Annotated in this window: 19 protein-coding genes; 8 read left to right on the top strand and 11 right to left on the bottom strand. The window is 43.8% G+C overall.

Annotation, left to right across the window (positions count from 1 at the left end; all coding sequences use genetic code 11):
* Positions 1-23: 23 nt before the first annotated feature.
* A complete protein-coding gene (locus tag ACYVGO_RS38640; RefSeq protein ID WP_460974142.1) occupies positions 24-2,090 on the bottom strand; it encodes a glycoside hydrolase family 9 protein in 2,067 nt (688 codons plus the stop codon).
* A 200-nt stretch (positions 2,091-2,290) separates the two neighbouring features.
* Between ACYVGO_RS38640 and ACYVGO_RS38645 the strand changes: the two genes are divergently transcribed.
* Complete coding sequence (locus ACYVGO_RS38645) at positions 2,291-4,318, top strand: beta-L-arabinofuranosidase domain-containing protein (protein WP_460974143.1); 2,028 nt, start codon at positions 2,291-2,293, stop codon at positions 4,316-4,318.
* A gap of 32 nt (positions 4,319-4,350) precedes the next feature.
* Here the strand turns inward: ACYVGO_RS38645 and ACYVGO_RS38650 are convergent, their stop codons facing one another.
* Positions 4,351-4,719 (bottom strand): nuclear transport factor 2 family protein, encoded by a 369-nt coding sequence (locus ACYVGO_RS38650; protein WP_460974144.1) that lies wholly within the window; start codon positions 4,717-4,719, stop codon positions 4,351-4,353.
* 450 nt (positions 4,720-5,169) lie between these two features.
* On the opposite strand from ACYVGO_RS38650, the gene ACYVGO_RS38655 reads away from it, so the two are divergent.
* Both ACYVGO_RS38655 and ACYVGO_RS38660 read left to right on the top strand, forming a co-directional pair.
* Positions 5,170-7,614 carry a TonB-dependent receptor gene (locus tag ACYVGO_RS38655; protein WP_460974145.1) on the top strand — a complete coding sequence of 815 codons (2,445 nt, stop codon included), beginning with the start codon at positions 5,170-5,172 and terminating at the stop codon, positions 7,612-7,614.
* Between the two features lie 169 nt (positions 7,615-7,783).
* Positions 7,784-8,122 carry a hypothetical protein gene (locus ACYVGO_RS38660; protein ID WP_460974146.1) on the top strand — a complete coding sequence of 113 codons (339 nt, stop codon included), beginning with the start codon at positions 7,784-7,786 and terminating at the stop codon, positions 8,120-8,122.
* A 447-nt stretch (positions 8,123-8,569) separates the two neighbouring features.
* Here ACYVGO_RS38660 and ACYVGO_RS38665 read toward each other — a convergent pair whose 3' ends face one another.
* On the bottom strand, positions 8,570-8,929 hold the full coding sequence (locus ACYVGO_RS38665) for a hypothetical protein (RefSeq protein ID WP_142772586.1): 360 nt from the start codon (positions 8,927-8,929) through the stop codon (positions 8,570-8,572).
* 405 nt (positions 8,930-9,334) lie between these two features.
* Here ACYVGO_RS38665 and ACYVGO_RS38670 point away from each other — a divergent pair, with 405 nt between their 5' ends.
* Positions 9,335-9,547, top strand: a complete 213-nt coding sequence (locus tag ACYVGO_RS38670; protein WP_460974147.1) for a DUF6965 family protein — start codon at positions 9,335-9,337, stop codon at positions 9,545-9,547.
* 37 nt (positions 9,548-9,584) lie between these two features.
* Here ACYVGO_RS38670 and ACYVGO_RS38675 read toward each other — a convergent pair whose 3' ends face one another.
* On the bottom strand, positions 9,585-10,055 hold the full coding sequence (locus tag ACYVGO_RS38675) for a DUF3592 domain-containing protein (RefSeq protein WP_460974148.1): 471 nt from the start codon (positions 10,053-10,055) through the stop codon (positions 9,585-9,587).
* Positions 10,056-10,220: 165 nt separating this feature from the next.
* Here ACYVGO_RS38675 and ACYVGO_RS38680 point away from each other — a divergent pair, with 165 nt between their 5' ends.
* Positions 10,221-10,517, top strand: coding sequence for a hypothetical protein (locus ACYVGO_RS38680; RefSeq protein ID WP_460974149.1), 297 nt, complete (start codon positions 10,221-10,223; stop codon positions 10,515-10,517).
* Positions 10,518-10,600: 83 nt separating this feature from the next.
* Here the strand turns inward: ACYVGO_RS38680 and ACYVGO_RS38685 are convergent, their stop codons facing one another.
* The 3 genes from ACYVGO_RS38685 to ACYVGO_RS38695 form a co-directional block, all read right to left on the bottom strand.
* On the bottom strand, positions 10,601-10,837 hold the full coding sequence (locus ACYVGO_RS38685; protein ID WP_460974150.1) for a helix-turn-helix domain-containing protein: 237 nt from the start codon (positions 10,835-10,837) through the stop codon (positions 10,601-10,603).
* 32 nt (positions 10,838-10,869) lie between these two features.
* Entirely contained in the window at positions 10,870-11,313 is a 444-nt protein-coding gene (locus ACYVGO_RS38690; protein ID WP_460974159.1) for a transposase, read from the bottom strand.
* 211 nt (positions 11,314-11,524) lie between these two features.
* Positions 11,525-11,914 carry a helix-turn-helix domain-containing protein gene (locus ACYVGO_RS38695; RefSeq protein WP_460974151.1) on the bottom strand — a complete coding sequence of 130 codons (390 nt, stop codon included), beginning with the start codon at positions 11,912-11,914 and terminating at the stop codon, positions 11,525-11,527.
* Positions 11,915-12,360: 446 nt separating this feature from the next.
* On the opposite strand from ACYVGO_RS38695, the gene ACYVGO_RS38700 reads away from it, so the two are divergent.
* Positions 12,361-12,933 (top strand): hypothetical protein, encoded by a 573-nt coding sequence (locus ACYVGO_RS38700; protein WP_460974152.1) that lies wholly within the window; start codon positions 12,361-12,363, stop codon positions 12,931-12,933.
* Between the two features lie 9 nt (positions 12,934-12,942).
* On the opposite strand, the gene ACYVGO_RS38705 is transcribed toward ACYVGO_RS38700, so the two are convergent.
* Positions 12,943-14,898: an NACHT domain-containing protein gene (locus ACYVGO_RS38705; RefSeq protein WP_460974153.1), complete on the bottom strand. Its 1,956-nt coding sequence runs from the start codon at positions 14,896-14,898 to the stop codon at positions 12,943-12,945.
* 134 nt (positions 14,899-15,032) lie between these two features.
* On the opposite strand from ACYVGO_RS38705, the gene ACYVGO_RS38710 reads away from it, so the two are divergent.
* Together ACYVGO_RS38710 and ACYVGO_RS38715 are read left to right on the top strand one after the other, a co-directional pair.
* The gene (locus tag ACYVGO_RS38710; protein WP_460974154.1) at positions 15,033-15,215 is read left to right on the top strand and encodes a hypothetical protein; all 183 of its coding nucleotides are present in this window, start codon (positions 15,033-15,035) and stop codon (positions 15,213-15,215) included.
* Positions 15,212-16,183 (top strand): ISAs1 family transposase, encoded by a 972-nt coding sequence (locus tag ACYVGO_RS38715; protein ID WP_460974155.1) that lies wholly within the window; start codon positions 15,212-15,214, stop codon positions 16,181-16,183. The genes ACYVGO_RS38710 and ACYVGO_RS38715 overlap by 4 nt, the downstream gene beginning before the upstream one ends.
* Before the next feature lie 7 nt (positions 16,184-16,190).
* On the opposite strand, the gene ACYVGO_RS38720 is transcribed toward ACYVGO_RS38715, so the two are convergent.
* From ACYVGO_RS38720 to ACYVGO_RS38730, 3 genes are all read right to left on the bottom strand, one after another.
* Complete coding sequence (locus ACYVGO_RS38720; RefSeq protein WP_460974156.1) at positions 16,191-16,433, bottom strand: hypothetical protein; 243 nt, start codon at positions 16,431-16,433, stop codon at positions 16,191-16,193.
* Positions 16,434-16,439: 6 nt separating this feature from the next.
* On the bottom strand, positions 16,440-16,841 hold the full coding sequence (locus ACYVGO_RS38725) for a type I restriction endonuclease (RefSeq protein WP_460974157.1): 402 nt from the start codon (positions 16,839-16,841) through the stop codon (positions 16,440-16,442).
* Between the two features lie 1,045 nt (positions 16,842-17,886).
* Positions 17,887-18,084, bottom strand: coding sequence for a hypothetical protein (locus tag ACYVGO_RS38730; protein ID WP_460974158.1), 198 nt, complete (start codon positions 18,082-18,084; stop codon positions 17,887-17,889).
* Positions 18,085-18,241 lie beyond the last annotated feature (157 nt).

Genomic DNA, 18,241 nt, shown 5'->3' on the forward strand with positions numbered 1-18,241 from the left:
AGAACGAGAATCAGATGAATCGGCTACTGGGTCGGTATCCCCAACCCATTGCCCGGGGCAAATCCCCACTGAAGCAGGTGAATCTGGCTGTAGTTCGCATCAAAAAAAGTCTTATACGTATTGTCGCCGGTGAGTACAAACAGAAAAGCAGCTGCGGCAACCCGACGTGCTAATCGGTCATGGTCTGAATAGGTAGCCGCAACACTCTGAAATCCATTGTTGTTAAATAGCACGGCCGGATTGGCAGTCGCCCAGTTGAAGGCCCTGATGGCCGCGGCCTGAAGTGTGCTCCCATAGGTCTGCATTTGTGGGTTACTGAGCGATTTAAACTGAATGGCTGCCAGCGCAAATACAGCCGCCCCCGTTGCCGTGGCATCGGTACTGGCGGCTCCGTACCGACGAACGTGCGTATCGGCACTGGGGAGCGAGGTAGCACTGAAATCCGTGACCGATACTTTATGAAGCAACGAGCCATTCGGCTGCTGCATCCGTCGTAACCAGTCGAGTTCCCATTTTACTTCGTCCAGTAAATCCGGCACCCCATTTCCCGACTCCGGAATGGCAAAATCATCCGTCCAGGCTACCGGATTCTCCTGATAAGCCAGGAGCATATCGACAAGTGGGCCGTAGGTAAAGGGTACGTATTTATTGTAATCGCCCGCATCGAACCAGCCTCCCTGTAAGTCAAGCGAAGTAGCCGCACTCGTGTTACTAACGAGTCGGCAATCGGTATCCTGTTGCGTACCCAGGAACGCAGCGCCATCGGTCCAGGGGGCCTGAGCATAGGGTGTCTGTTTAGCAAAACCGCTCCGTTGATAGAAAAAAACGCGGGCAGCTTGCTTCAGAACGGGTTGGTAGACCGTATTTCCGATCTCAAAGGTGTAGGAACGTTTATGCTGAAGTGAATCATAGACGTAATACTGGCCCGCTTCCTGAACGGATGAAAAATCAAACCACCAGACTTTATCGCCCGATTGGGCATGGGTAGCTCCCCCATTCCAGGCTGTTGGCGTTCCCCGCAACACTACGGCATCGTTCGCGGCTTTGCGGATTTGATAATAGCTGGAGGGAGTAAAGGTTTCTGATGAATTATAGCCTGTTTGCGGGCTACTGATCACAGCCGTTTTCCTGGCCAATGACAGATAGCCGAACTGATCTACTTTCAGGTGATTATCAACTTCTGGAAACGAATTGAGCTGATAGGCTTTTACAAAATTCCAGATCGTTTGTGCCACGTTAAACTGCGAACTCCAGCCATGGGTAGCGTCTTTTGTCATCAATAGCACCACCTTTTTTCCGGACCCACAAAAGGTTAACGAATCTACGTTCGGGTTAACGGCCGTGGTTGAGTATGTACTCCAGTTATTGCAGTTAAGGCCTGAGTAATTTGAGAGTGGCCAGACGTAAGCCGGTGTTTTTGGGTACGGAATGATGGGGGCATCTACCGTCGGATCACCTTTACTGTGAATATGCAAAACGGGGATGGGTTTGTAAGTAGTTGCGGAGAAGTAGGTGTTTAGGTACTTGTTGTTGCCCCATAAACTGGCCGCAACAGGCGCAATAGCTGCAATTTTAGTCGGCAACGCCATACTCAGGAAATAGCACATATAGCCCCCTCCTGAGTGGCCAGTCACATACACCCGATTTCGGTTGATGCGGTATTTCTGAGCGAAATAGTCAATCAGATCTGATGTAAACAATACATCGTCGGGCGCATTGGGGTCAGCGGGATTGGGGCCGTTTGCATCACCAGCCGTGCCAAATCCGGGTGCTGTATCGGCGTATTTGTTAAATTGAAGGCTCCCTCCTACCGGTACGGCATCGGGATAGACCACAATGAAATTCTGTGCATTGGCAACCGCATCCAATCCGGCATAGGCTTGAAAGGAAGCCCCTGTTCCACCATCGCCATGATAGGCAAGAACAACTGGCAAATTGTCTTTGGGAAGGTTAGTGGGTAAATGATAGGAGAACGTACGGGTTCGTCCACCGGAACTGAGGCTTCCAGTTCCACTAACAGGGCTTTGCGACCAGACCGCATGACTAACGAACACGCTTAAAACAGAAACCGCAATTTGACGAACTCTCATACTAGCTTCATGTTCCTTTTTAATTCAATTCAACACTATAATCCACCCTTTAGGCAACAAATAAGCAAAAAGACTAACCTGCATCCCCAATTTCCGTGCAAACGGTCGTCAAGTTTTGTAGGCTAGCCCAAAATGGTAATTTTTAGTCATTTGTTCCTTTACCATCTGATACAGGAAACGATTCATCTGCTCGACCTTTTATGCGCCTATCTCTTTTGTGTTTATTTTGTTTACTCATAGCCATCCAAACAAGTGCTCAGCCGTCAGGTAAGCCCATTTCCTCCCGGACCTATCTAAACAACCGAAAGCCACTTCGTCCCAATCCCTATATCGAGTTACCGCTGGGGGCTATCAAGGCTAATGGCTGGCTTAAGGAAATGCTTTTACGGCAAAAGACGGGGGCATCGGGGCGTCTCGATGAGCTCTATCCATCCGTGATGGGCAATCGGAATGGCTGGCTGGGTGGTGATGGTGACCAGTGGGAACGGGGCCCGTATTGGATCGACGGTCTGTTGCCCCTCGCCTATCTGCTGGATGATCAGGAACTGATTGCCAAAACGAAACCCTGGGTAGAGTGGGCCATTAACAGCCAGCAACCCAATGGCTATTTTGGTCCATTAAAAGATTATCCGCATGAGGCAGGTCTGCAACGCGATAATTGTCAGGACTGGTGGCCTAAAATGGTGATGCTCAAAATCCTGAAGCAGTACCACTCGGCAACCGGAGATCCTCGCGTGATTAAGCTGATGACCAACTACTTCAAATATCAGTTGCAGCAACTCCCCACCTACCCGCTCGATCACTGGACGTTCTGGGCGCGGTACCGGGCTGGCGATAACCTGATGGTTGTTTACTGGCTTTACAACCAAACTGGCGATGCATTTCTGCTCAAACTAGCCGACCTCCTTCACAAGCAAACCTTCGATTATACCAACGGGTTTCTGAACACCAACATGCTCTCCCAACTAGGCAGCATTCACTGTGTAAACCTGGCTCAGGGTATCAAAGAGCCAATAATTTACTACCAGCAGCACACCGAACCCAGGTATCTGGAAGCCGTAACCAAAGGATTTGCCGACATCCGCCGGTACAATGGGATGGCCCATGGCCTGTACGGGGGCGACGAAGCCCTGCATGGCAACAATCCCACCCAGGGGTCTGAACTTTGTACGGCCGTGGAAATGATGTTTAGCCTGGAAAGTATGGTTGGTATTACGGGCAACGTATCCTTTGCCGACCAGTTGGAGAAAATCGCCTTTAATGCCTTGCCTGCTCAGGTTAGCGATGACTTTATGGGCCGTCAGTATTTTCAACAGGCCAATCAGGTCATGCTGACGCGACATGTACGTAATTTCGATCAAAATCATGGCGGCACCGATGGCTGCGTGGGCTTGCTGACGGGCTATCCTTGCTGCACGGCCAACATGCACCAGGGCTGGCCCAAATTTACCCAAAGCCTATGGTATGCTACCGCTGATCAGGGTCTAGCGGCTTTGGTTTATTCGCCCAGTCAGGTAAAGGCCTATGTGGCGGGCGGCCATGAAGTAAGTTTCACGGAAGAAACTACCTACCCGTTCAATGACCTCATCCGGTTTACATTGACGACAGATAAGTCTGCAAACCCACTCAAATTTCCGTTCCACCTGCGAATTCCAGCCTGGTGCAGGGAGGCCAGTATTTCGGTAAACGGTACGCTTTTAAAAACATCAGCAGGTAATCAGATCGTCGTGATCAATCGCACGTGGAAATCGGGCGATGTGGTCGAGTTGCGCCTGCCCATGCACGTGTTCAAAAATCAGTGGTACGAAAACTCCGTTTCCATTGAACGGGGCCCACTGACGTACGCGCTGAAAATGGGAGAAGAATCGACCGGTGTCCAGAATGACAAAGACCCGATTAATTACGGTAACCACTATACGGAGGTTCGTCCCACCACGCCCTGGAACTTCGGATTACTGGACGTAGCCGATAAGCAGTTAGCCCAAACTACAAAGGTGATCAACAAAGAAACGATAACAAATTACCCCTGGAATCTGGAAAATGCCCCTTCAGAAATTCGGGTAAAAGCGAAGCGTATTCCGTTCTGGCAACTCTATAGCGAGATGGCTGGACCAATTCCGTACAGCCCGATCTATACTCTGAAAGCCGAACAGGAAGAAGAAATTAGCCTGGTTCCCTATGGATGCACGACTCTACGGATTTCGCAGTTTCCGGTTATCCAAAAGTAACCCTTGCTGGCGGATGGAGAGTAGGCACTTACTCAAACTTCCCTGATCTCCATCCGCCGAATAAGCCCATCCTCCAGTTGGTAGACATGCTGTACCATCTCGTCTGCCAGAATAGTACCTGACAGATCCTTTACAACCTGGTGAACATCAACAACAATCTGGCCATTCACATCGGTTTCGCAGCGTAGTGGCTCAACCCGCGGATTCACTACGTTCCACTGACGGGTCCAGTAGTCGCGCACAGCATCATGCCCCTTTACCCATCCTCCTTCCCAGCCGTTTGGCCAATCGACGTCAGGATGCATATTAACCAGTACCTCGTCAATGGCCCGTGCATTAAAAGCCGCGTAGATAGTCACAAATAGGATTCGATGATCAAAATCAGCCATGGTGCGAGTCATTAGTTACATCGGCAAATATCTTTCTCTTGCCTGATCATGGTTGTCAGTTTAAGTTGAGAATTAATCGGAATTAGGCTCATCAAGTACCTTAGGGAGTTCAGCTGTACTTTTTTTAGCACCAATCTGTAATACTTTGCCGGTTGAGTCGTCTACGAAATAGAACACAGATTTTTATGATTGTAATGATTGCCTGGCCGCGAATGCGATTATGATTTTTCTGGTTCTTCGAATGCTGGCTATTGCGGGTAAAATCACACCTAACTCATAATGATCATAAAAATCTGCGGGCTATTTTAACGTAGGATGCAACATATGTGTGTCAACATCCATCTTTCATTTAAGTAACGGATAAGCGTGAAACCGGATCACGCTGCTGTTATCCACCACAATTTAATCCCTGCTGGCTTAGTCACTCGCTTCTAACAGGTTCTCTTTCTGATCTACTTTTCGATGAAACATCTTTTCACGCTGCTTCTGCTTGGCGTCGGGGCTGCTAGTGCCCTGGCCCAAGCCCTTAACCCCGGTAAGCTGTCCGGCTCGCTTACGGATTCAACAACAACAAAGCCCGTTCCTTTCGCCACGGTGGCCCTGATGAATGGCGCTAAACTGATTACCGGAACCACTACCGATGGAGCAGGCATGTTCATCCTGCCTAATTTACCTGTAGGCAGTTATCGGTTAACGGTGTCATTTGTGGGATACAGTACCAAAAATCTGCCAGTCGTACTTACCGCAGATCAACCCGAACGTCAGCTCGGTTCTATCCTGCTTGCTTCGGAAGGAAAAACACTGGGCGAAGTAACGGTGGCTGGTCAGAAAGCGATTGTTGAAGATAAAGGTGATCGACTCGTTTATAACGCGGAAAAAGATATCTCGAATGCGGGCGGTACGGCAGCCGATGTACTCCGAAAAGTACCTACCCTAAGCGTTGACATGGATGGGAACGTGCAGATGCGGGGCAACGGAAATATCAAGGTGTTGATCAACGGAAAGCCCTCAGCCATGATGGCCCGTAATCTGGCCGATGCTCTCCGCCAGATGCCCGCGAATGTTATCAAATCCATTGAAGTCATTACCAGCCCAGGGGCCAAGTACGATGCTGAAGGATCGGCCGGGATCATCAATATTATCACAAAAAAAGCCCTCCAGGGCTTTAATGGCACCGCTTCGGTTACGGCGGGTAATCTAAACCGGGGAATTGGGACAAGCCTTAATCTGAAGAAAAAGAAGTTTGGCCTTTCGCTGTCTGCCAATGGTTACCAGTTTCGTAACCAGCGCGAAAATCAATCCGTCCGAACCACCCTCCTGCCCAGTAGTGATGGCCCGAGCGTGCCATTGAACATACTGACCCAGACGAGTAGTGCCGACAATACGGGCACCGGCGGATATGGCGAGATGAGTGTTGACTATGACCCGGATTCTACCAATCATATCAACTTTGCGGCTAATGCATGGGGTGGCTATTATCCCAATAACAGCACGGTGGTGAACCGACTGACGAATCCGGCTGGGGCTGAATTGCAGGCCTTTCGAAATAACGTTAATTTCCGGAATCCATACGGCAATGGGCAATTTGATCTTGGCTACACCAAATCGTTTCAAAAGCCCGGACAGGAGTTTTCGATCTTAACCCAGTTCAGCCGAATGCCCGATAATTACGTGTATGACACCGACCGATTTTCCACGGCCGATTTACTGATCTATCGGCAACACAGTTCCAACTACAGCAACAATACCGAATACACCTTTCAGACTGACTACACTCACCCGTTCACAATTAATGGACGACGAGACACGACCAATATCAAACTTGAGATTGGCGCAAAAGGTATTCTGCGCGACATTGGTAGTGAATACCGGGTTACGCAGTCGCTGGATGGGCAGAGTCCCCTGGTAGCCGACTCCTCTCAATCAAACGACTTCAACTACACACAACGGATTTATTCGGGCTATACTGCCTTGCGGATCGATACGAAACGGAAGTGGAGTTTGAATGCCGGTGCCCGCTTTGAACATACCGATATTCGGGGGGATTTCCTGACCACGCAAACCAAACTCGCCAGTGAGTATACGAATCTGATTCCCAGCATCACCCTCTCCAAAAGCATTAAAACGCATACCCTGAAGATCAGCTATACCCAACGCATCCAGCGTCCGATGGTCTGGTATCTGAATCCCTGGCTCAACCAAAGCGATCCTAAAAATATCCAGACGGGCAATCCGTATCTCAATCCCGAACTGAGCCATGCCAGTGAACTTTCGTACAATGTGAGTACCAAGAAAGGACTATCGGTAAATACGGCCCTGTATTATCGGCTTACCAACAATGCGATCGACTACCTCTCAACGGTTGACGCAGCCGGCATCTCCATCAGTAAGCCCCAGAATATTGCCCAGCGAAAAGCAGTTGGTTTAAACCTGAATCTATCCAGTCAGCCGGTTAAGAACTGGAATTTAAATGGAGGTGGCGACATTCGTTATGTAATGTTGAATAGCCCGGCGCTAAATCAGAGCAACAGTGGACTGGTCTGGAGTGTCAATTTAAACACCAGCTACAAACTACCTCAAAACTATACCCTACAGGCCAATGGAAACTTTAGTTCGGGCTGGCTAAGTCTGCAAGGTACCAATACGGGTTTCTACTGGCACAGTATTTCTGCCAAGCGCGAATTCATGGACAAAAAGGCCAGTCTGACACTCGGGCTGAACAATCCGTTTAACCGAGGAGTAAGTCAGACCAACCGGCAATCGGCACCGACCTTTGAATCAGAAGCTCACTCCTATTTTATCCGTCGTTCCGTGCGGCTCACCTTTGAATGGCGCTTTGGGCAAATGAATACGGGGGGCGGTAAAAAAGGCAAGAAAATCAGCAACGATGATAAAGATGGCCGATAAGAGAACGTTGTCACCTACTAAGCGTATGATCTCGTGCCGTTTCACCGAAAGTGTAGACTAATCGAGCGGCATAGTCATAGTGTGGTTGATTTTGCAGCTTTTTGCTTTAGCAATGCGTCATTATACCCAAGCACATCGACCGATCTGAAACGGTATAAACAACTACACAATGAACGCATATTACAAATCGGACAAAGAGCCAATCGAGTTGTTACTGGGTATGGCTGGCGCTATTCAGTATCTGGAGCATTCTCCCAAAGACGAGCTGAACTATTCAGTTTTGGTAAAAACAAAAACAGGGAGTAAACAACTAACAATTCCTATTGAAGCCGTTCGGCTTATTCAATCCAAAAAGCCATCAGATACTGTAATTGAATCCATCAAAAGACAGCTTACTACCGACACATCAGGTCCCGAGGCAGGTCCAGTTTCTCCAGACGAGAAAACCAATCGTCCAATACGTCGCGTGGGGAGCTGGCTGTTGGGCCTCATAGGCGTCCGTAACTAACTTAACAAACGTAGCCATTTTTCATAGCCCGGAAATACGGCCCCAAGCTCTTTGTATCATTCCCATGTTACTAATTAGCCAGTTTAACGTCTATTAGTTTCCAATTGCACTTAGCAATCACTTATGGAGTAGATTTTAACGCTGGCCCGCTTGAGTCCAGCGTTTTTTGTGACTTTTTCAGGGTTCCGTTATCTAAAGACTAGTACCTGCCATTCTAGTCCATAAGAGCAGACAACCAACCTATATACGAAGCCCCAACCTGAAAAGGAAGGGGCTTTTTTTTGTTGGAAATTTATTTCGTTTCCCGCAAGCGCTTCATCAGCATGTCGAGTTGGCCAGGCCTTTCCTCAACCCTCTCCGGTAGCCTATATCTTCATCGTACCCATACCAATTTTCTGCACACAACCGCTTATGCCGACGGTACATCAGGCAACTAGTTCTGACTGACTAGTGCCAACTCCAACCCTGGTAGGGTTGCCTGGGACTATAACTGGATGGGTGGCTATCACCCAAATTAGGGTAGAGCCCCAGGATGATGACCACTTCACGCCAATAGTCGTACAAGAACCAGTGCAAATTCAACGACTCCGACTCGTCAATTTGCTCGAAGGCGGCAATCATCGCTCTGTCCTGGAGGGGGTGAGCCTTTTTAATGACAAATTTTAGCCCAACGTAAATCGCATTCAACTCCGAACGGCTAAACTCGGCACCCCACTGCCGGGGCGGAATACCCGGAAAGACTACCTCCGTGGCAATGAATGTCTTGATGTATTCTTTCAGTAAATGGATGTTTATGGGAGAGGCCATGACGATTGTTGTTTTTTGTATGAAACGATGCCAAAACCTTGCCAATACTCCGTTTTTATGAGTGAACGGATGAATATTTACCATAAATTTTCGAGTCGCTAAAAAACTGTATATCTGTAGTTTACTCCTTTTAATTAACTATTAACATTTACTAAATTCCATCTAGATTTCGGCAACACACTACTCGCTCCTTTCTCTGGCTCCTGCTGCATTCCAGTCCTTCTGATTGGAAACAAAAAGCTCTCCATTTGATCCAATAGCTGGTCAGCTAATCAACTAAAATCCAATGCCATTGTAAGCCGGTTTACCAGACAAGTCATGAATTGGGTGGAACAACCTACCTTTTAGTAAAGAATGGTAGATTTTCAAAACCTCGCCACCTCCTCAATCGTATAGTAAGTAACTATGAACGAGTTAGACGAACTGCTTACTTATTTCCGGTGTCGCCACCTGCCCGAAACACCATTTGTGATTTCTCCCTGGGCGAAAACCTCCAATCTGTTTAACTGTGTAAAGCTGGCCGTTGCCACCGCTCAGGATGGGAACAAAGCCAGCATTCGGCGGCTACACTTGATTCGCCAACAATTAGAGCGTCAACGGGAAGTCAATGCGAAATAAGGAGAGTGAGATAACCAAGTCCGACAATGGCTGATACCTACACTAAAAATTGCTTTGCGTAATAGCCGAACAGGTAATAGCCGCCCCCAATAATGAGTAGTACGGAGGCAATGGCCAATGCAATGACTGCCCAGCCAAAGGCGCCAAAGTAACTGAGCACCATTGGATTTTCAGGATCGTCTAGCTTATACACAACGGTAGCTTTTTCGCCCACGGCCCAGTCTGGCGGAGAGCTGGCCACCTTGTAGGCATAATGGATGTCTTTACCCGTGATCGTAGTAAATCGAAAAATAGGCCGGTAAGTGGACTTTCCCTTTTTGCTACGTTCCTGAACAAGCTCTTCGACTGTGGCCACGGTACGCGTACCGGTCTTTATAAAATGAACAGAGGTAGAAACTAAGTACAGTGAACCGGCAAGGAAAAGAACGCCAATCAGAAAAGTAATCAGGTAGCCCATTTGCCTGGTATTTAAGGTTTGCTCAACGGCCTCTTTGTTGATAGTCAGCACGAAAGCAATTTACACCTTATAGCACTTTCGCTCTTTCATGAACTGAGTGAACGGTAGCAGGCATCTGTATAAACCAGTACCGATGTATCGCGGAGAGGCTACTGGACTTGCTCCGTTTGACTGGCGACAGTTGAAGGAAATTTTACTTTAGAAAAAGCAACGTACATGATTATTCAGATAGAGGGCCACCTGTTAGAACAGACCCTTACTCCTCTAAAGGCTGCAACTGTCCAACTCGAAAAAGCCCTTAATCGTGAAGAAAAGTTACGTCTAGAAGCTGATCGGGGTAAGCTAATGACTGAACAGCAGATTCAGGAATATCTACAGAAGCACGGGGAAACAATCAGATACTACCGAACGCAAGGTTTGCCATCCTTTAAAGTCGGTGCTGACCGATGGTATTCAAAAGGGCTTATTGATGATTGGCCAAATGAAGGTCGAGTAAACAGACATAAGAAGTAGATCCAATTTGAAAATTATTTTTGATTCAACAACCTGGTATTCTATACAAAGAAGTGCTTCTGCTTTAAATAGTAGCTATTACTTTACCTGGTATGTCTACTCACTTTACCACTAGCTAGCCAGGCGTCTATGTCTGCCTTTGAATACCATCGGTCTTTCCCTTTTTTGAATGAGTCAAGGCCAAGTGCCCTATAGTACCTCAGTGTGTCTACGTCACGCCCTAAATACTTCTGTGCTTCCTGTTCAGTGAGTAGACTGTTTTCTTCAAGCTGTTTAATTTGCTCCCTGCTTTTAGCCAGTTCAGTAGTAGCAGCCTGCAATGTGTCTAGGATGGTTTCAAGTAGCTGGCCTTCTATGTTATAGACCTGTGAATTAACTTGTAATGAAGCCTATTTCCTTTTTTTGGAAGAAGGCCTGCACCAGCTTTGGATTTTCTTCCAAGCGTTTGATTTGTTCCAGAACCGCTATGGTCAGTTCGTCTAAGTTGGTAAATACCGCACCGGCGGCCCGGCTGATTTTTTAAGCTTCGCTTTAGATAACTCCATACCAACTCAACTGGGTTGAGTTCTGGACTATAAGCTGGTAACCGCTCCAGATGAACTCGACCCGCTTTATCAGTTAACAGATTCTTAACAGCTTCGCTGCGGTGGATAGCTGCGCCATCCCAAATCACTAACAGGTTCCGCTTGCGATAGCGACTACAAAGTTTATTCAGAAACCAGACTATATCCTCGCTAGTAAAGGGCTGATCCTGACCCGCTACATACAGACGACCGTTGGGGGCAATGGCAGCAATTAAACTAAGATGGGATCAGCCTGCCTGCTCAATAAGTACGGGTGTCTGACCGCACGGAGCCCAAGTGTGAGCCAACAAAGGCAATAGATAGCAGGCCGACTCATCGACATATAAAATAACTCGCTGTTCATCCTGCGCTTTTTTTAAGTTCTACTATACGCTCTTGCCGCCATCGGGCCACCGCATTCCTATCTTGTTGACGGGCTTTCACCTACGGTTTTTGACGCGTCCAGCCTGCTTTTTTGAGGAGTCGACCAACTTGGGAAGGGTCATAACTAACGCCGAATAGCTTCTTAATGACCTCATTGACACGGGGCCTTGTCCAAACTGCACCCATAAAGCCATGCTCTTCAGCGCCTTTGTTGAGTTCAACCACCAGTTGATCAAGTTGGTCGGTTGTTAACCGAGTGGGCGCTCCAGTGGGTTTTCGCCATTGCAAGGCTGTTATGCCTTGCTGTCGGTATTTCTTGAGGGTCTGACTAACCCAGCCTTGGGTCAAGCCTAGTGCTTGCGCAATAGGGCCCTGCTTCCAACCCTGCTGATCCAGTTCGACACAGCGTCGGCGGAGTAGTTCGTACTCTGATTGTTTGTATTTTGACATACCGACAACAAGATACGTTTATTATAAGCTTATTCACGCATCAATAAGCAAAGCCTACGAATATGGGGGCGCAGATAGAAGAATTTGCCGACAGATTTGACAGCCTGATTCAGTTCATAACTCAAGAAATGGCTTTATGAGAAAGCCTGGGGTAAATGAAAGCCAGAATTTTATTAATATTTTTAACGGAAGTTATATCTAAATTATGTCCACAAGTGATGTATTCTGTAAGTTTGTTCATAAGTGCTACAAATTTAATTTGTTAATAAATGTCTAAAGAATTTCCTTTATAGGAGTTGCCCTATCAGAAAATATCTATCAGTCATAATTGCACTAGTGTGAAATAACCCATTGGCACGTAAAGGGAATCAATAAGCTTTATACTCTATTAACAAAATGCAATCAGGCAATAAAGAAATTTCAATCTATATCCTCAAAATTTAAGTATGACAACTGACGAAAAGATTACTGAACTTCTATCAAGAATATATTCATTTCCTTACGACAAAGTAATTAACCTTGAGAATTATCGAGTTTGGTGCCACTGTGATAAAAAAGAGTTTAAAGAAATTACTTATTATTTAGAACAAGAAGGTTATATAAAATCTGCCGATGGGTATAATGACCAATGGGTATACATTACAGAGAAAGGAAAGACAACTGGCAAGAATAATTTATATATATCAATAAAAGAAGATCAAAATAAACAGGACAGAATTTTAGAAGAACAAAAAAAACGAGAATTAGCTAAAGAGTTGGAGGAAAAAAGAGGAAAACGCCTTGATAGAAAAATAACTTTTATTAGTGTAATTGGAACTTTAATGATAAGTACTGGAACATTAATAATTGGCATTTGGAGCACATGGCTTAACCAAGATATGAAAGATGTAAAAATATCAATGGATTCAATCAGAGTTGATATGAAAAGAATTAGTGATTCAATAAATTTAATGAGAATAGATATGAATGTCATTAAAAAAAATAATGAGGTGCTTAAAAAAAATAAACGACAAAAATAATTATTCAGTTTAAGTGTTCCAATCAAGAAAATCATTATTAGTATTTTCTATTCTACGACTTTCTATTTCTTGTAATTTTTTCATGGCTTCATTATATATAAAACTAATGTTACCAATCTTTGCTATATATTGATTTATTGACTTAAATATTAAAGGATTATTTAAGGGGTTTTCTTCGGAAAAATCAACCATATATATTTTAGATTTCTCTAAAATCTTTAATGGAGTAAGTTTAATAGGATTTTTTTCAAAATTAACTAAAGTCGGAAACAATTTGGCCGTAACATTTATAGCGGAATAGTGGCGACTTTTTTTCAACCTGAAAATAATAACTATTACCCTGGGTCTACGAAATTCAACAAAAGTCATTTCAGTGTTCAAATCATTTACTCCTATTTTCTTCAATTCATTGTAATCATTTGTTAATACTTTAATATCCTTATTTTTTTTAAAATTTTTAAAACCTTTGATACTTTCAACTATTAGAAAAGTACTAGTATGAAATGCCTTTTCAATTCTACTTTTTCTTATTTCAATTGGAATATATTTAAATAAATTAATGTGATTATCAGCAAACTCTTTAAAATTTATAAGTTGCCAATACAGTATAGTTGACTCGTAAGCCAAAGGTTCAAATTCATAGAAAAGCTCTAAAATGTTATCAAATTGATCACTATTAGGATCATGAAAAATTTTAGACAAAATAGCTTCTTGATCTTTCTTTGAGTCTAACCAAATACATTTTGCAGCAAAATAGTCTTGTAAGGATTTATGGGCCCATTTAATATTAACACCTTCTCGTTTAAATAATGGCACTGTATGAAGTAAATCTGTTATAAAATCACTTGATTTGAAATTTAGATCGCTTGCTTTTGTTTTTGCTTTTTGTATTTTACTAAACAGATAGTCAAAATCATATTCTACTTTATTTTGTATTGCGGTAAAATATCCAACGTATCTCAATACACGCTCAAAATCATCAATATGCAGATTTGAATATTTTTCTCTTTTAAAATATTCCATTTTTTTTTCATCATGTGATTCAAACAAAGCCTCAAATATTTGCCTATAAAACAAAGTCTTCTTTAAAGGAATCTCTTTTTTATATTCAAAAGCTTTATAAAGTAGCGAAACCAGTAATGGGTTTTCTAAATACTCAAGAATGGATGGGTCGCTATCATATTTTATTTTGCCAATTAATCTATCAGCGATTCGATTTAAAGAGAATTTATCGTACCTATATAGTAAATTATATGCTTCTTGCTCAACTAAAGGCTTAATATGGAATTTTGTAAAATTTCCTACAGATACTAATGAAGACTCAACCCTTGACGTTAAAATATAGTAATTTTGTGGATAATCTCTAAGAAAATTTCTTAGATCTTTTGATGTGAAAACTCGATCAGCGGTAGATATTTCGTCATAACCATCAAATATTATTAAAAAGCTTTCTGCTTTTAAAAAATCATAAATAAAATTTTCATTTAACTCAGATTTTGATCTATATATCTGACTTACTATTTCATCAATGATAGAATTATTAATATTAATATGCCTTAATTCTATTAATATAGGTATGCTAATTTGTTTTTGAATATATAATCTGAAAATTTTTTTCACTAATGTAGATTTGCCCATTCCTGCAAAATCTTCAATAATAATACGGGTATGTCTTGAAAGAAAAGAATAAATATTTAAATGGTTATCCATTTTCGTACTATTTGGTAGCTTGTTATCATTTGCTGATATTAAATATAAGGGTTCATATATATCATCAAATGGCAAAGGCTTACCTGGAAAAGCTAATGTATCAATAGTTGAAAAATTTTCATATCGATTTATCAAATAATTTAGTAAAGTGTCTATATGGGTATCGTTGATATACTTCTCGTTTTTTTTGGAATTAATAAAAGACAATTTTCGGATTATCAATTCCTTTAATAGAGATTTATTGCTCTTATCCATAATTCTTAAGTTTATTATGTACAAATTATAACTTACAAATCCCTCAGAAAACTTAATTAATATAAGCAGGGCTTTCTTATAAAACGGGCAAGTAGTCGTTAGCCCTACTTTTGTGGTTGCAACACTACAAAATCATGACTACCCCTGCTTGCCCGGTTAAAACTACCACATTTTTTCAACTCCTTGAGCAAACACCTGACTTGGATATGCGGGATAATCGAGGTAAACGCCATTCGCTGGCATTGGTGTTGACCGGCTTAGTGGCGGCTCTATGCTGTGGCCGGGATGGGAACTTATCGCGACTCATCGGCACATGACCAATCATTTCGAAGCCCTTCTTGAGGTAACCCAACTCGCTGATCATAAGGCTATTTCCCGTGCGCAGTTGCCCATTCTGTTGGCTAAAGTTAATGGAACACGCTTTGCCCAACTCCTGTTTGAATGGCTCGGATTCCTACTGGATGAAGACCAAAAGAGCTGGTTTGCGATCGACGGAAAAGAACTGCGAGGAAGCATCCAACCCGGGCATACACGCGGAGAGGTGTGCGTCTCGGCAGTAGCTCATCAGGGCCAGCAGATCGTGGCCCAAACCTATTATTCAGGAAGCAAAGAAAGTGAGCGGCCAGCCGTGAACCAGCTCCTCACAGAGCCGCATCTATGCCAGCAAAAGATTACCTTGGATGCCTTGCATATGATTCCTCTGACGTTGTATTCAATCCACGATTCAGGCGGGTCTTATGTGGTAGGACTGAAAGCCAATCAGGCTAAGCTGCATCGGCACTGTGTCTGTAAGAACTTATTTGATATAGCTGATTATGAACAAGTTGATAAACTAAAAAAGCAGCATGGCCGGATAGAACAGCGCACTTATCGTTGTTACTCACTCAAACCAGCAGCTCTGGCCCCACGCTGGCATACTACCGGTTTAGCCACGCTAATCTGTGTTGAAGCCTATCGCCATCGGGCGGGTGTGGTCACAAAAGAACTGCGTTATTTTGTGAGTAATGTTCAGCCTACCCATCAAGCTGAGGCTACAGCGTTATTTGCGGCCATCCGCCAGCATTGGTGTGTCGAAGTGATGCATCACAAGCGGGACGTAACGTTGAGCGAAGATAGATTACGGACGGCTCAATCAGCAGTAAGTCGACTCTTAGGTAGTTTACGTACACTGGTGATCAACTTGTTAGAGCGTATGGGTGTCAAAAATATGGCGGCTCAACTAGACAATTTTGCGGATAAATTCCCCACATTGATTCAGTTTTTGACAAAGCAAATCGTTTTATAAGAAAACCCTAACCTGTAAAGTACTCCACCATTTTGGCTGTTAACGGTCCTTCATATACGCCCCTAGCAAAGAACTTCACAAAGGCTTCTGTGGGATTAGCAAACTCTTGAACGAAATTAGCCTTTAATGCTCCGGTATACTTTAATTCACTGGCCGTATTCAGAATCTGATCAACATCAAAATAAGGCTTACTAAACTTCTTTAACTCTTCAATTAGATTTTCGCGGAGGTCAAGTAGGTCAATTTCCAAAAATGGCTATTCATCCATTTTATTGGCCGCAATCAAGTCTGTATAAAACCTATAGACAATGCCATTTGTCAAAATGCCAAAACGAGCTTTGGTAACATGGAAATAGCGAAGCAACTGGTTATCGTGAAGGGTAAGTGCTTGCTTCCAGTGCTTACATTCAATGAGCATACAAGGCTCCATTTGGCCATTCACCTCACGCATAATAGCATAATCTACCTTCTCGCCTTTCTTGGTACCGATGTCGGATATGAATTCGGGAACTACTTCAAAGGGGTTAAATACGTCATAGCCGAGCGCATTCAGGAAAGGCATTATGAAGGCATTTTTGGTAGCTTCTTCAGTTTGGATAGAATCTTTAAGGCGGGATACACGCTCCGCCAATTGTTTAATTTGATCTTTGAAGTCCATTTTACAGAAAGGAAGGATTGAAAGAATGTATTAGTACTTCAGTTTAGTGTCGGCCCCTACCTCCACTACTTCGATAGGATCCGCTGCTTCGAGGCCGAAAAGTACTGTTGCTTTTTGACCGATAACTACTACTCCTGGGTCGACTGCTACTAGTTCGGGGAACATATGTTTTGTTCCCGTGACTATTAATATAATAACGACCACCACGAGGGCCAGTATGAATAACCGCACCGGTTGAAGGTGTATAGCCGTAATTGCTAGGCAAGCTGTAAGCGGCATTATTTTGGCCATAGCGCATTCGACTGGTATAAACAATTGCGGGGGCAAAGGCATCGCGTTTTGGTCGCACCTTTACAGTATGTAAAAACCTAGCTCTGGCATATGGAGCATAGAAGCTATAGCCTCTGTATTCTACTGGAACTGTTCCGCCAAGACGAATTCCATTTGTGCCTGTTGTAGAAACCGTATCACCAGGGGCAGCAGTAAGTAGTGGCTTTCCAGAGAAAGAGGAAAATTCATAAAGGTCAATTGGGTCTTCCAGTATATAATAATAGCGATTTACCCGGCAACCAGTGAGAAAAAGGCATGCAGCCCAAAAGAGAGGTAATATAGATCGTTTCATTAGCAGCCACATCCTTGACCAACCGTCCAATGACACGAATGAGTATCACACTCCGACTTATTGTACTTGGAACACCCACATTTAGATGTTGTACTACCTGATGGCGTAGGATCTCCACTACCACCACTACAGCTTAACAACAAATAAAGTAAACAAAAGGTAAATAATTGTTTCATAGATGTGAATAGATAATTTTAAATTATTTCTACAAATAATTTAAAATTATCTGATTTCAGCCTTCAACTTTACTTAACGGTAGTTTAGTATCCTAATGTTACCATGCTGTACGTGTTGCTATATCAATTACGCCAATCTAAGTAACTGCTTATTAGAAGTTAGCTGTAAAACTCCTTAGTAAGGAATGTAGATACTTGATAAATAATTATAGGCAACTATGATCCGCCCATCTTGGTCACAGAAAATTTAAATACTAGTTCTGTCAATACCTGCTTCAATCAATCGCTGCCCGCTCTCCGGTACATTTGACAGCAAATCATATCCTATCTGCTTCTCTACCTTATCAACGCTGACACGGTGGCTTTCCCAGATACTTTCGCCGGTTGAATTGTTATTCGGCATCCAGACCGCAATAACTCGTGTATGAGCGTTTATTCGGTTCACATCATCGAACCCACTGGTAGTATAACAATCACCTTCCGGAGCGTAGTAGGAACTGTCAGCTTGCCACTGGCAATAGTTGTAGCCTTGCCGTTATCACGGATCAAGGTCAAAAGTTGTGGATCAACTTGGATTAAGCATATAACTGAGTGAGCCGATA

This window comes from Spirosoma migulaei (assembly GCF_054776855.1).